Below are 13,189 nucleotides of genomic sequence, written 5' to 3'. Positions count from 1 at the left end.
TGACTAGTGTTCTTCAGCAGCCGGTGTAGACGCTCGTCGAAAGAGATCGAGACCTTTGAGTATATTCAGCGCTTCGTAGAGTTGGCTGTCTTCGTTATGCAGTTCCGTTTCCACCTGATCATCTAGTGAGCTGACTTCATCGCCATCAGTATTTTTTAAATGGCCGCTCAAGTCAGCCTCTTTAATTGCAATGCGGGGTTTTACCGCCGTTACCCTTACGCGCTCAACTTTGATATCGGGGTCTATGCCTTGCGCTTGTATGGAGCGCCCATTTGGGGTGTAGTAGCGGGCGGTTGTAATTTTAACGCCGCGGTCATCGGTAATGGGGATAACCGTTTGTACTGATCCTTTGCCAAAGCTACGAGTACCTAACACGAGCGCGCGACGGTGATCTTGTAAAGCGCCTGCGACAATTTCGGAGGCGGAGGCTGAGCCGTCGTTAATGAGCACGATTAAGGGTGTACCGTTAGTCGCGTCACCGGGTGTTGCTTTATATTCAGTATTGGAATCTGGCAGTCGGCCTTCTGTATACACCACCATTCCGCTATCGAGAAATAAATCTGCCACACCTACTGAGGCTTGCAGAACGCCACCGGGGTTGTTTCGTAAGTCGAGCACCAGGCCGCGTAGGTTACTGTTTTCTTCAATGAGCTTTTGATATTCGTCCTCAAGGTCGAGGGCAGTATTGGCCTGAAACTGAGCAATGCGGATATAGCCGAAATCGTCTTCAATAATTTCTGAGCGGACACTGCGAACTTTGATAATGTCGCGCTCTAAGGTGATATTGAATGGTTGATCTACACCTTCTCGCACGATGGTTAGAATGATTTCACTACCTCTTTCGCCGCGCATTTTGTCGACGGCTTGATTGAGGGTTAAGCCTTTTACGGTGAGGTTGTCTAGTTTAATAATGAGGTCGCCGGCTTCAACGCCACCGTTGGCTGCAGGGGTATCGTCAATAGGTGAGATAACTTTAACAAAGCCATTTTCCATGCCCACTTCAATACCAAGGCCGCCAAACTCTCCTTTAGTGTGCACTTGTAAATCGTCGAAGGACGACTCATCTAAGAACGCTGAATGAGGGTCTAGTTGCTCAAGCATACCGCGAATGGCGTACTCAAGAAGGGTGCGATCATCAATTTCGTCGATATAGGCATTACGAATATGATCGTAAGCTTTGGTGAATACGCGAAGATCTTCAAGCGGTAAAACACTGATGGTATCGTCGATAGGCGCTGTTTCGTCGGGCGTGGCTTGTTCTGCGAAAATGGGCAAGGTGATGAAGCTGAGTAACACAGCGGCAAAAAATGGACATTGGCGTAGCACTAAATATCTCCTGCAAACGTACTTTGGCTATCTGACTAGTTGTGATGTTAAAAGAGTGTAAAGCTTTAGGCTGGACGAAACCATTTTTTAGGGTTTGTTGGTTGGCCTCGATAACGTAATTCAAAGTATAGGGCAGATTGTTGTTGGCCACCGCTGTTGCCAACAGAGGCTATCACATCGCCAGCGTCAACCCATTCGCCCAGTTCTTTAAACAGTGCGTGGTTATGTGCGTAAAGGCTCATATAGCCGTCGCCATGGTCAACAATGATCAATAGGCCGTGCCCCCTAAGGTAATCCGAAAAAATAATACGGCCATGGGATATTGCTGCTACCGGCGCACCTTCGTGTGAGCGAATAAGCATACCTTGCCAGGCAATTTTGTTTGTTACGCGCGAAGCGCCAAAATGTTTCACAACCTGGCCATCGGTAGGCCAGGGTAATGTTCCTTTTAAACTAGAAAACTGGCCGGTAGCGGGGACTTTTATATCGTCTAACCAAGCGGTCACTTGACTGAGGATTTCTTCGAGTCGACTACGGTCGGCAAGCATGTGCTTAAGTTCGCTATCGCTGCTATGAATAGAGGCGTTCAAACGGTTGAGGGTCGACTGCCTTTTTTTTTGAGCCGATACAAGATGCGCTTGCTGGGTTTCTAGTTGACGATGATGTTGGGCGAGTTTTGTGGTTTTAAAGGCAATTTCGGGTTCGAGTAAGTTAATACGTTCAATCGTGTTGTTAAAGTCCTGTATTTGATTCGCGCGGGCGTTAATCATGTAATCGTAGTATTTCAAATTGCGCGCGACGGTGGCAGGATCTTGTTGATTGAGTAAAAGCCGTAAGCTGCTCTGTTGGCCTAGCCGATAGGCCGCATTGATATGTTGCCCCACATGGGCTTGTTGCGAGGCTTTTTTTCTAAGTAGCTGCGTGCGTTCATCGCGTAGCTCATCTAAACCTTTTTGTTGTTCTTGTAGCTCAGCTTTTAATGCATCAGCCTTTTTGCTCAATGAGCCAATAGCCGATTCTGACGCTTCCAAGGTTTTCAGCATTTGGTCTCGGTTACTTTTTGTGGCTTCCAATTCTGCCTTGAGTGCTGCGATGGAACGTTTAACCTGCTCCAGCTTTTGCCTATCGGCATTTTCGTCAGCGTATACACCAGTGGCTAGCCCTGTGAAGAAAAGCATGTAAACGAAGCCGAGAGGCTTGAAGGGCAAGAAAGAGAGAAGGGTTTTCATGGGGGCAAGTTTAACGCAATTTATCGGGTGATGAGCCTTGATTTGTCGTGATACGGTTGTTTTTGATCTTAATCGCACGCAACGTTACTCCCGAACTGGATTTTAAGGCTGCAATCAAGGATGATTGCGCGCGAAAAATTTCATCTTTTTGAGGGCTGGACTATGTACAAGTTGGTGTTAATTCGTCACGGCGAAAGCCAGTGGAACCTAGAAAACCGTTTTACCGGTTGGCACGATGTTGATCTTACTGAAGCAGGTGTTGAACAAGCTAAAACGGGCGGTCGTCTACTGAAGGACGCGGGTTTCGAATTCGACCTGGCGTATTCTTCAGTTCTTACGCGCGCAATGCGTACGCTTTCTCTCGTATTGGAAGAAATGGGGCAAATGTGGCTACCCACTGAGCGTCACTGGCGCTTGAATGAGCGACACTACGGTGCGCTAACGGGTATGGATAAAGCCGAAACTGCTGCCAAGCATGGCGATGAGCAAGTGAAAATCTGGCGTCGAAGCTTTGATGTGCCGCCACCAGAGGTTGATGAAGATAGTGAACACTTCCCTGCTCACGATCCTCGTTATCGCGGTATAGACACTCGTATTCTGCCTAAAGCTGAAAGCTTGAAGCTCACCATCGACCGAGTGCTACCTTATTGGCACGATGTTATTCGGCCTTCCATTCTGGGTGGCAAGCGCGTCATCATAGGTGCGCACGGCAACAGCTTGCGAGCATTGGTTAAATACCTTGATGGTATGACGGACGAGGAAGTGTTGGAATTGAATATTCCTACGGGTGTTCCCTTGGTTTATGAGCTAGATGAAAATTTGAAGCCTATTAAAAAAGCCTATTTGGGCGATGCTGATGCAATTAACGCTGCTATGGATGCCGTTGCTAAGCAAGGGCAATCTAAGTAATAACCTTAAGTTTTAACGGGTTTGATCGACTACAGGCGCAGCGGGCGAACAGCCACCTGCGCCTGTTTCGTCTGTATCTATCGTGTATACTCGCGGCCTATAAACTGGATCAGTAGCGCAAGGGTTGGTATTTGTGAATTTCATGGTATTTCTAGCAGAACAGTGGGTGTTGGTGTCGGCTCTATCAGTATTACTAGCCGGATTGATAGTTGTAGAGGGTCGTAAAGGTGGCCAGTCATTATCTCATCACGAAATGACTCGTTTGATTAATGCGGGTAACGGCATTATCGTGGATGTGCGTGATGCGAAGGAATTTAAGGCGGGGCATATTGTGGATGCCATTAATATTCCTTTTGCCAAATTGGCCGATAGAGCCTCCGAACTAGAAAAGCATCGTGCTAAAACGCTCGTTGTCGTTGATAAAATGGGACAACATGCTGGCGCTGCAGGCAAAACCTTGAGAGATAAAGGTTTTACCGTAAATCGACTGCAAGGTGGTATTGGTGAGTGGCAAGCCCAAAACCTCCCTGTGGTAAAGGGTTGAATTACGGCAATCTAGCCCCACATTTGTGAAGCATTAATCATAGTCATACAAAAGGCACGAGCATGGCAGAAGAAAACCAGAATTCAGAACAAGCGGCTGCTAGCGAAGGGCAAGCCGGTACCCCGCAGTTTGCAATCAATCGCGTATACGTCAAAGACCTCTCGTTTGAGTCTCCTCAGGGCGCAAAAGTTTTCACAACTCAGTGGCAGCCAAAAGTCAGTCAAGATTTGAATACTCAAATTGATAGACTGGACGACACTCATTTCGAAGTTGTGCTTAAATTGACCATTACTGTGAAAATGGATGAAGAAAAAATCGCCTTTTTGGCTGAAGTTCACCAAGCCGGTATATTTGAAGTAAGCGGTGTTGATGGCGTGCATCTTCAGCATTTGATGACGGCAGCTTGCCCGCAAATCCTTTTTCCGTATGCACGGGAAGCCATTGATAACCTTGCAAATCGCGGCGGCTTCCCTCCGTTGAATTTGCCTCCTATCAATTTTGATATGTTGTTTGCGCAAGCCGCAGCCAAGGCTAAGGCTGAAACTGAGTCAGCTAGTGGCCAAGCGTAAATTGGTTGAGTAATGACACAGCGTAAAAAAGGGGCCAGTTGGCCCCTTTTTTGTGGGCGCTATTGTAGCGATCGAGGCTGTTTTCTGTGCAATCATGAATTTCACGACCATACTAAAACGGAATCCGTTGCATATTATCGAATGGAATTTGGAACGCCTTAATGTCGCTAGAAAACAAAAACCTCCATTCTGAGCGCCCGGGCTTACTTGATACGGGCTCAGGTGACGTAAGAAGACAGTTGAAATTTGCGCAAATTTTTGCGCTTATTTTTGGTGTGTTGTTATTGCTTCGTGCGATTGAATGGTTGATTTTACCCCGTATTGCTAGCCTTTCCTTCCTCTTGCTCCTCACTACTATCAGTATATTGTTATTGCGCCAGCACCATATTAAATGGGCTATCCATAGCTTTTTAGCCGGCTATTTGGTTGCTGTTGTGGTGGGGGTGGCGACGTCTGGCGGTTTGCAAAATGTAGTGATTGGTTGGCTGCTTTTGATTCCTGGATTAAGTGCTTTGCTTGGGGGGAAGCGAATTTTCGTCATTTGGACGCTTACGGCATTTACGGTGTTAGTCGGTTTGCTGGTGTTGAATATCTTGGGTTTCGCGAATGAAGTGCTAACCCCTGAACCTCTTCGCCGGGTTCAAAATTATACGCATGTGATGGGTCAGTTTGCGATGCTCTCATTTACGCTACATGCGTTCTCCCGTCAATTTGAATACTATGAAACCGAAATTGCACACCACATCGAGATAATTGAGCGAGAAGTGGATACCCGCCAGCGAGCGGAAAGTGTTGCCAATAATTCCAATCAGGCCAAAACACGTTTTTTGGCCAATATTAGTCACCAGTTGCGCACCCCGTTGAATAGTATTATTGGCTTTTCTCGGCGACTATTACACCGTGAAATTGGATTGGGCGATCGCGATAAAAATGCGTTGGATAGCATCTACCGCAATGGTAAAACGTTGTTGAAAATTGTGAATGGTTTAATTGAATTGGCACAGTTAGACAGTAAAGATCTTAACTTTAATTGGCAGCCTTGCGAGCTTTCTGATGCCGTCCGAGTTGAGTTGAGTAGCTGTGTCGGCGAGTTGGAAGCATTTGATGAGCGTGAATTTATTCTGGTATCTGCAGAGCCTTTTCAGATGATTGGCGATCCTATAAAAATATCGCAAATATTTCACAATATATTGGATTATTTTATTCGACATACTCGTGCCAGTAAGGTTTTGCTAAAGTGCGGTTGCAGTGTCGACAATGATGCTTGGGGCTCAGTTATTTTCCATGTGTTTGATTCCGATGTTAAAGCCGAGTCCATTGGTAGTATGTTGGAGTCCGAGGGCTCTGTTAACTTGCCGGGCGAAGTGGATGGCACCTTAGGTGGCGTTAGCTTGGCTATAGCGGCACGCTTGATCCAGCTTCATCAAGGCGCGATTAACGTAGTGGCGCTTTCTGGCCAAGAAATGGAGGTTCACGTGCTGCTACCTTCTGTATCGGATTATTATCCGTCGCTTTAACGTGTTGTCGTTCATTTTGGGTTCAGTGGCTAAACGTTAGCCTAGTGTCATCGTTTTCACGCCGAGGGCGCTGTCGTATGAAAATTTACTGCGTATTTATAGCGTTTACTATTGTGCTTGTATTTGCCGCAAGCGCTAAAGCGGAATTGCTTGAGAAGGAAAACGCAGCAGCCTGTCATTGCGCAGAAAAAACCCTAACGGGCATCCTGTAAAAGGGAGCCCGCTTTTAAGTGGCATTACGGCGTATAGGCCTAATGGCTTACTCTTCATCACTTCCGGACATGCCGAGCTCTTTGAGTTTGCGTGTTAAGGTGTTACGTCCCCAGCCTAACAGATTAGCGGCATCACGCTTTCGGCCCGCCGTGTGTTTTAACGCGGTTTCAATAAGCGCTTTTTCAAAGGTAGGCACTGCTTCAGAAAGAATGTCTTTTTGTCCGCAAGCCAATGCTTGATCAGCCCAATGACGCAAGGCTTTATCCCAATCACCACTCGGTGTTTCGGCCCGTTTTACTTCCATTAATTCGGGTGGAAGATCCTGTATATGAACCTCGCGGCCCGACGCCATTACGGTAATCCAGCGACAGGTATTTTCGAGCTGTCGAACATTGCCTGGCCAGCTTAAAGTAGCGAGATAGGCTTCTGTTTCAGAGGTAAGAATTTTAGGCTCTACATCGAGCTCGATTGCTGCTCGGCGTAAAAAATGTTGGGCGAGTTTTGGTAAGTCTTCGCGGCGGTTGGCCATTTTGGGTAGATGAATTCGAATAACGTTCAGGCGATGAAATAAGTCTTCGCGGAATCGATTCTCTTCAACCAGTGTTTCTAGGTTTTGATGAGTGGCGGCGATAATACGCACATCGACTTTAATGGCCGTGTGGCCACCGACACGGTAAAACTCACCATCGGCTAATACACGCAATAATCGCGTTTGAGTTTCCGCTGGCATATCGCCGATTTCATCTAAAAATAAAGTACCGCCGTCGGCTTGCTGAAAGCGACCTTGGCGTTGTGCTCCGGCACCGGTAAAGGCGCCTTTTTCGTGACCAAATAATTCGGATTCAATTAAGTCGCGCGGAATAGCAGCCATGTTTAGGGCAATAAACTGACCTTCTTTACGAGGGCTGTGGCGATGTAACGCTCTAGCCACAAGTTCTTTACCCGTACCAGACTCACCGTTAATGAGTACGGTGATATTGGACTGGGAGAGCCGGCCAATTGCACGAAACACTTCCTGCATAGCCGGTGCTTCGCCGATAATTTCGGTATCGAGCTCAGGTTCAAGCGCTTGGGTTTCTTGTTGCTGTTCAATCGCGTGGGCCAGCGCGCGCTGGGTTACGGCTACCGCTTCGTCAACGTCGAAAGGTTTAGGCAAGTATTCGAACGCCCCACCTTGGTATGCCGAGACTGCACTTTCTAAATCTGAGTGAGCGGTCATTATAATGATGGGGAGAGCGGGGTGTTCTTTGTGCAGGTTGGAGAGCAACGTTAAGCCGTCTGTGCCCGGCATACGCACGTCACTAATGATGGCGTCAGGCTTTGTGTTTTGAATTTGGCTGAGAGCTTTATCCCCGTTTTCAAAGCTCTGTGTGGCAATACCGGATTGTTGCAGGGCTTTTTCAAGTACCCAGCGAATGGAGCGGTCATCGTCAATTATCCAAACCAAATTTGGTTTATGCATGGTTATTATCCAGGGGTAAGTAGATGGTGAATTCTGTTTGGTTTTTGTCGCTGTTACACTCCACCAAGCCGTTATGTTGGCTGACTAAGTTTTGTGCGATAGCAAGGCCAAGCCCAGTGCCTTCGGCTCTGCCTGTAATCATGGGGAAAAAGATGTCTTCAATGAGTTCTGGCGCTATACCTAAGCCATTATCGATAATTGAAATTTTGGCAACAAGCGGGTGGTATTCTCGCCCAATGGTATAACGGCGTTGAATGCGTGTCGCAAAGGTAATTTTGGCGTGTTCTGTTAGTTTATCTTTGTTTTCGGTGAGTGATTGCATTGCATTGCGCGCAATATTCAGCACCGTTTGAATCATTTGGGAGCGGTCAGCAAATATTTCTGGAATGCTTGGGTCGTAATCTCGCTTGAGTGTTATGCGTCCACCGACTTCGGCTCTAATCATTGACATGACATGCTCAAGCACCTCATGAATATTGAGGGATTCTTTTTGACTGGATGTGTGTGGGCCCAGCATGCGATCTACAAGGTCTCTTAGCCGGTCCGTTTCTTCAATAATAATCCGTGTGTACTCTTCTAAGCCGGCGTCAACAAGCTCCCGAGAAAGTAGCTGAGCTGCTCCTCGAATACCGCCGAGGGGGTTTTTGATTTCGTGTGCCATGCTGCGCACTAAATTACGCGATGTTTCTTGTGATGAGAGCATTGCTTCTTCGCGACTAATGCGTAGTAGTCTATCCAGTGGTTGCACCTCTATGACCACATCGCCAAACTCAGCGCTTGGCGTTACAGAGTAATCTACAGTGAGGGTTTGCTGATTGTGCAGCTTCCAGTTCGCTTTTCGCTTGGTGAAGTTGCGGTTTTCTTTAAGTGCTTGAGCGAGTGATTGCGGTGTGCCATCGGCTGCGGAGAAAAGGGAGTGAATGGGGTTGCCGTGCACTTTGCCTGAGCTTACGCTTAGCGTCATTTCGGCAGAGGCGTTCATATATTCAATACACAGGTCTTGATCCAACACTATTACGGCTGTCATCAAGCTGTCGAGAATTTGCTGCTGTTTATCCTGAGTCACATTAATTATCCAAAATGCTACGTCTGATGACGGACGTTTTTAATAGCTCAATGCAATAACCAAACCAGAATCGTTGTAAACCGTTTTCTCTAAGATTCTTAGCGGTGGTTTAGAGCACGCACCGTTACTATAGAAAGAGCGTTTCCCTCTGATTGGCGTGTAATTGTGGTGTTTCAGAGATGTTCATCAGCGAGTGTTTTCTAGGAACGCTGTATTGTGATGAAGCAGGCGGAGCACCAGTATGGGTGTGCTTGAGGGGGCACCCCAAAAAAAACGACCTTGCTTGGAGCAGGCCCGTTCTGTTTGCGGGTTATTATGCACTAATATTGTGCGGTGCGCTGGATTAGCGTGGGGGAAGCTTGGGTTTTATGGGCGGGCGAATAATATAGGCAGTATTGGTTGGGGTGCTTTCAATAACGCTGTTGCTATCGTCAACAATAGCTGCTGACAAGGCGCGCCGTCCTTGTAGGCTACGTGTGAGTTCAATGTTGACGCTATTGGATTTTGTGGCAGCGCCATGCACTTTGCCGTCAATGCTAACTTGAAAAAAGTGGTTCTCTTGTAGTTTGCGGTTGGTTAACAAGATAACGGTCAGCGATTTTTCTGCTGGGCCGAATCGGCTATCGCTTTTTGGGGACATCATGCGCAGATTGTAGTGCGTTGCGGTTTCTGGTGTAGGTTCAGGAGCGAGAGAGGGTTGTGCAGAAGGTGTGGGTTTAGCACGGGTCGCAGGTGTTGTATTTAAGGGCTTTAGTTCCAGCGCTTGTGCGGAAGATGTTGGAGGCTCGTCGGAATAGGTAACATTGCCATACTGGTCAACATGTTTATAAATTTGATCGGCCCAGCTTTTTATGGCGTGCGTCAGCGCAAAAGGTAAAAGCAAGTGTATGAACATAAGGCGTTTGGCTGATGGCTTTAACGGCGCGAATAGGAACATGGGAAAGGCCTAGGGTATGGGATGGTTTGCGCAACCATAGCGCGTTGTTGGGCGATGGAAAAGCAACGACGATTAAGGGCAAGGAAAATGGGTGCGGGATGCGTAAGAAAAGGCCCGACCAGCTTAGTGGGTCGGGCCTTTGGTGTTTTATAAAAAATAAAACTTATACAGAGTAATACAGGTCGAACTCAACAGGGTGAGTGGTGTGCTCAACGCGGTGAACTTCTTCCATTTTCAGGTCGATGTAAGCTTCGATCATGTCGTCAGTAAAGACGCCGCCAGCGGTCAAGAACTCATGGTCAGCCGCAAGGCATTCCAAGGCTTCACGCAAGCTGCCACATACTTGTGGGATTGCATCGGCTTCTTCTTTCGGCAAGTCGTACAAGTCTTTATCGGCGGCTTCACCGGGGTGGATCTTGTTTTTAACGCCGTCAAGGCCGGCCATTAGCATAGCGGCGAACGCTAAGTATGGGTTGGCAATGGGGTCTGGGAAGCGTGCTTCAATACGCTTACCTTTAGGAGAGGCAACATACGGAATGCGGATAGATGCAGAACGGTTGCGTGCAGAGTAAGCGAGCATAACGGGTGCTTCAAAACCTGGAATCAAACGCTTATAAGAGTTTGTTCCTGGGTTGGTGAAAGCGTTAAGCGCTTTAGCATGCTTGATAATACCGCCAATATAGAATAGCGCGGTTTCGCTAAGGCCGGCATAGCCGTCTCCAGCGAATTGGTTAACGCCGTCTTTCCAGTACGATTGATGGCAATGCATACCAGAACCGTTATCGCCAACAACAGGCTTAGGCATAAAAGTAGCCGTTTTGCCGTATGCGTGAGCAACGTTATGAACGCAGTACTTAAGAATCTGAGTTTCATCAGCTTTCTTAACTAGCGTGTTGAATCTAACACCGATTTCACACTGGCCAGCAGTGGCAACTTCGTGGTGATGGACTTCAACGTCTAAGCCCATTTGCTGCATGGCGTTACACATTGCGCCACGAATGTCGTGCAGTGAGTCAACCGGTGGTACTGGGAAGTAGCCGCCTTTAACGCGTGGGCGGTGGCCCATGTTACCTTCATCAAACTTAGAGCCTGAAGACCATGCTGCTTCTTCAGAGTTGATTTTGACAAAGCTACCGCTCATGTCCTGACCGAATTTAACTTCGTCAAATACGAAGAATTCTGGCTCTGGGCCGAAGTAGGCTGCATCGCCCAAACCGGTTGAGGCCAAGTAGGCTTCAGCGCGCTTAGCAACAGAGCGTGGATCACGTTCGTAACCTTCTCCGGTAGATGGCTCTACGATGTCACAGCGTAAGATGATGGTCGCTTCATCAGTGAACGGGTCAAGAAGGGATGTGCTGTCATCAGGCATAAGAATCATGTCTGATTCGTTAATTCCTTTCCAGCCGGCGATTGAGGAGCCGTCGAACATTTGCCCGGTCTCGAAGAATTCTTCGTCTACATAAGAAGAAGGGATGGTAACGTGTTGTTCTTTACCTTTTGTGTCGGTAAAACGCAGGTCAACCCAGCGAACTTCATTTTCTTTGATCAGATTCAGAGTCTGCTCTGACATGTGATTCCTCCAGAGTCATGGCCCAAGCCACTTTGTTATTGAAAGGACAGGTGTAAAAACTGTTTTTTTCTAACGCTTCGACACGACCGCAATACAGCGGACAATCTCGCGCAAGCGAAAGATTGAGTTGGTCGTGAATCGCAATTTGTGTGCCATAATGTTCACACACGCCAAGCTCCGATAACATGGGGCTATGGTGTAAGGGTGAGCAATATTGTTGCGGAATTAAGCACAATAATGGTGCGTTATTATGATACTGCACCAAAACAGCCTCAAACTGTGCGGGGCTGCGGCGAAGTAGCGGCTCATTATACTCTCAACCTCGATTTTTTGTAGCTTGTCGGTCATTTGTTCCATGATTTTTACAGTACGTTTATTTTCAGAGATTACGATAAAGAGCCATCCAGTGCGTAAGCGTTGGACGCGTCAACTCACCGATAACTTGCGGTTGCTCGCAAAGCGTCTGCACCCTGAGGCTAAAGTGGTGCAGGATTGGGATCGCATTGAGGTCCGAGCACCCGAAAATGTGCCTCATTTGGAATCGCAATTTGTTGATCTGTTAGGCCGAACGCCGGGCATCGCGAATTTTTCGCTGGTGCGTGCACACTCCTTCAAGACGCTTCACGACATATACGAATTAGCGCAAGCGTCGTGGGCAGAAGAGCTCGCGGGCAAAACTTTCTGTGTGCGCGTCAAGCGGACGGGTATCCATGAGTTTTCCTCAATAGAGGCTGAGCGCTATGTGGGCGGAGGGCTGAATCAGCATACCGATGCTCTTGGGGTGAAATTAAAGAACCCTGATATTACGGTTAGCCTGGAAATTAAAGACGAGCTTTGTTATTTGATAGCACGTAAATATGCAGGATTAGGTGGGTTCCCAATGGGAACGCAAGATGCGGTGCTGTCTTTGGTTTCCGGCGGGTTCGATTCGACGGTTGCCAGCTATATGATGATGCGACGAGGTATGCGCACTCATTATTGTTTCTTTAATCTAGGAGGCAAGCAGCATGAGCTGGGGGTAAAAGAAATTGCCTACTACTTGTGGAGCCGGTATTCCTCTAGCCATCGCGTACGCTTTTTTACCGTTCCGTTTGAAGATGTTGTGGCTGAGATTTTAACCAAAATAGACCCGTCTAATATGGGGGTTGTACTTAAACGCATGATGTTGCGTGCTGCCGATAAAATTGCCGAAAGAGGCGAAGTGCAGGCGCTGGTGACCGGTGAAGCTATAGCGCAGGTGTCGAGCCAGACGATACCCAATCTCTCCGTAATTGATGAAGTGAGTGACCGGTTGATTTTGCGTCCATTGATAGTGATGGATAAACCGGAGATTATTAAGCTATCGCGCGCGATAGGCGCGGAAGATTTTTCAGCCAGTATTCCTGAGTACTGTGGCGTTATTTCTGTTCGGCCATCGGCGAAAGTGAAGCGATCAAGCGTTGTTGTGCAAGAAAATGATTTCGATATGGCTATACTGGATAAAGCCATTGCGGATACGCGCATGCAACCGATAGACGCCGTAATAGACGATTTGAAAGAAACTGACTTCCAGATGGAAGAGGTTGCCGAGCTGGGCGGCAATGATGTGGTTATTGATATCCGTCATCCGAGCGAGTCTGAAATGAAAGCGTTGATGCTGCCCGTTGGTCAGTGCCTTCACATTCCATTTTATCGTTTAGGAAGTGAGTTCCCTAAACTTGAGCCGTCTCACCGGTATCTACTTTACTGTGAGAAAGGGGTGATGAGTAACTTGCATGCCGCACACTTGTATGACCAAGGTGTGCGAAATGTAGGCGTTTTCCGGCCTTTGCAAAAACCTTTTTAAATTGCGCTTTGGCGCGTCGGTA

12 protein-coding genes are annotated in these 13,189 nt (G+C 47.6%); 6 read left to right on the top strand and 6 right to left on the bottom strand.

Translation table 11 applies throughout. The features are described from left to right. Positions 1 to 3 precede the first annotated feature (3 nt). On the bottom strand, positions 4 to 1,326 hold the full coding sequence (locus H5647_RS01900) for a S41 family peptidase (protein ID WP_045855881.1): 1,323 nt from the start codon (positions 1,324 to 1,326) through the stop codon (positions 4 to 6). A 65-nt stretch (positions 1,327 to 1,391) separates the two neighbouring features. Continuing rightward, the gene (locus H5647_RS01895) at positions 1,392 to 2,504 is read right to left on the bottom strand and encodes a murein hydrolase activator EnvC family protein (RefSeq protein ID WP_121495345.1); all 1,113 of its coding nucleotides are present in this window, start codon (positions 2,502 to 2,504) and stop codon (positions 1,392 to 1,394) included. 213 nt (positions 2,505 to 2,717) lie between these two features. On the opposite strand from H5647_RS01895, the gene gpmA reads away from it, so the two are divergent. The 5 genes from gpmA to H5647_RS22285 all read left to right on the top strand — a co-directional run bounded on the left by gpmA (position 2,718) and on the right by H5647_RS22285 (position 6,306). Further along, positions 2,718 to 3,464 carry a 2,3-diphosphoglycerate-dependent phosphoglycerate mutase gene (gpmA, locus tag H5647_RS01890; RefSeq protein WP_045860979.1) on the top strand — a complete coding sequence of 249 codons (747 nt, stop codon included), beginning with the start codon at positions 2,718 to 2,720 and terminating at the stop codon, positions 3,462 to 3,464. Positions 3,465 to 3,606: 142 nt separating this feature from the next. Next, entirely contained in the window at positions 3,607 to 4,008 is a 402-nt protein-coding gene (locus H5647_RS01885) for a rhodanese-like domain-containing protein (protein WP_045855877.1), read from the top strand. Between the two features lie 62 nt (positions 4,009 to 4,070). Next, entirely contained in the window at positions 4,071 to 4,577 is a 507-nt protein-coding gene (gene secB / locus H5647_RS01880) for a protein-export chaperone SecB (RefSeq protein ID WP_045855875.1), read from the top strand. A 161-nt stretch (positions 4,578 to 4,738) separates the two neighbouring features. Beyond that, a complete protein-coding gene (locus H5647_RS01875) occupies positions 4,739 to 6,094 on the top strand; it encodes a sensor histidine kinase (RefSeq protein ID WP_045855873.1) in 1,356 nt (451 codons plus the stop codon). A 77-nt stretch (positions 6,095 to 6,171) separates the two neighbouring features. Continuing rightward, positions 6,172 to 6,306, top strand: a complete 135-nt coding sequence (locus tag H5647_RS22285; RefSeq protein WP_268871335.1) for a hypothetical protein — start codon at positions 6,172 to 6,174, stop codon at positions 6,304 to 6,306. A gap of 47 nt (positions 6,307 to 6,353) precedes the next feature. Here H5647_RS22285 and glnG read toward each other — a convergent pair whose 3' ends face one another. From glnG to glnA, 4 genes are all read right to left on the bottom strand, one after another. Then, a complete protein-coding gene (gene glnG, locus H5647_RS01870) occupies positions 6,354 to 7,769 on the bottom strand; it encodes a nitrogen regulation protein NR(I) (protein ID WP_045855871.1) in 1,416 nt (471 codons plus the stop codon). Next, positions 7,762 to 8,835: a nitrogen regulation protein NR(II) gene (gene glnL, locus H5647_RS01865; protein ID WP_121495344.1), complete on the bottom strand. Its 1,074-nt coding sequence runs from the start codon at positions 8,833 to 8,835 to the stop codon at positions 7,762 to 7,764. The genes glnG and glnL overlap by 8 nt, the downstream gene beginning before the upstream one ends. A gap of 343 nt (positions 8,836 to 9,178) precedes the next feature. Beyond that, a complete protein-coding gene (locus H5647_RS01860; RefSeq protein ID WP_236074739.1) occupies positions 9,179 to 9,772 on the bottom strand; it encodes a DUF4124 domain-containing protein in 594 nt (197 codons plus the stop codon). Positions 9,773 to 9,935: 163 nt separating this feature from the next. Continuing rightward, entirely contained in the window at positions 9,936 to 11,342 is a 1,407-nt protein-coding gene (glnA, locus tag H5647_RS01855; RefSeq protein WP_045855864.1) for a glutamate--ammonia ligase, read from the bottom strand. 355 nt (positions 11,343 to 11,697) lie between these two features. Between glnA and thiI the strand changes: the two genes are divergently transcribed. Continuing rightward, entirely contained in the window at positions 11,698 to 13,167 is a 1,470-nt protein-coding gene (thiI, locus tag H5647_RS01850; protein WP_045855863.1) for a tRNA uracil 4-sulfurtransferase ThiI, read from the top strand. Positions 13,168 to 13,189 lie beyond the last annotated feature (22 nt).

This window comes from Teredinibacter purpureus, assembly GCF_014217335.1.
In the GTDB taxonomy this organism is placed as follows: Bacteria; Pseudomonadota; Gammaproteobacteria; order Pseudomonadales; family Cellvibrionaceae; genus Teredinibacter; species Teredinibacter purpureus.
This window is presented reverse-complemented; position numbering and strand designations above follow the sequence as displayed.

Bases quoted from the DNA above. Each gene is read 5' to 3' on its own strand.
- H5647_RS01875 (WP_045855873.1), top strand. From the start codon at position 4,739: ATGTCGCTAGAAAACAAAAACCTCCATTCTGAGCGCCCGGGCTTACTT.
- glnG (WP_045855871.1), bottom strand. From the start codon at position 7,769: ATGCATAAACCAAATTTGGTTTGGATAATTGACGATGACCGCTCCATT.
- secB (WP_045855875.1), top strand. From the start codon at position 4,071: ATGGCAGAAGAAAACCAGAATTCAGAACAAGCGGCTGCTAGCGAAGGG.
- H5647_RS01885 (WP_045855877.1), top strand. From the start codon at position 3,607: ATGGTATTTCTAGCAGAACAGTGGGTGTTGGTGTCGGCTCTATCAGTA.
- glnA (WP_045855864.1), bottom strand. From the start codon at position 11,342: ATGTCAGAGCAGACTCTGAATCTGATCAAAGAAAATGAAGTTCGCTGG.
- H5647_RS01860 (WP_236074739.1), bottom strand. From the start codon at position 9,772: ATGTTCCTATTCGCGCCGTTAAAGCCATCAGCCAAACGCCTTATGTTC.
- gpmA (WP_045860979.1), top strand. From the start codon at position 2,718: ATGTACAAGTTGGTGTTAATTCGTCACGGCGAAAGCCAGTGGAACCTA.
- H5647_RS01895 (WP_121495345.1), bottom strand. From the start codon at position 2,504: ATGCTTTTCTTCACAGGGCTAGCCACTGGTGTATACGCTGACGAAAAT.
- H5647_RS22285 (WP_268871335.1), top strand. From the start codon at position 6,172: ATGAAAATTTACTGCGTATTTATAGCGTTTACTATTGTGCTTGTATTT.
- thiI (WP_045855863.1), top strand. From the start codon at position 11,698: ATGATTTTTACAGTACGTTTATTTTCAGAGATTACGATAAAGAGCCAT.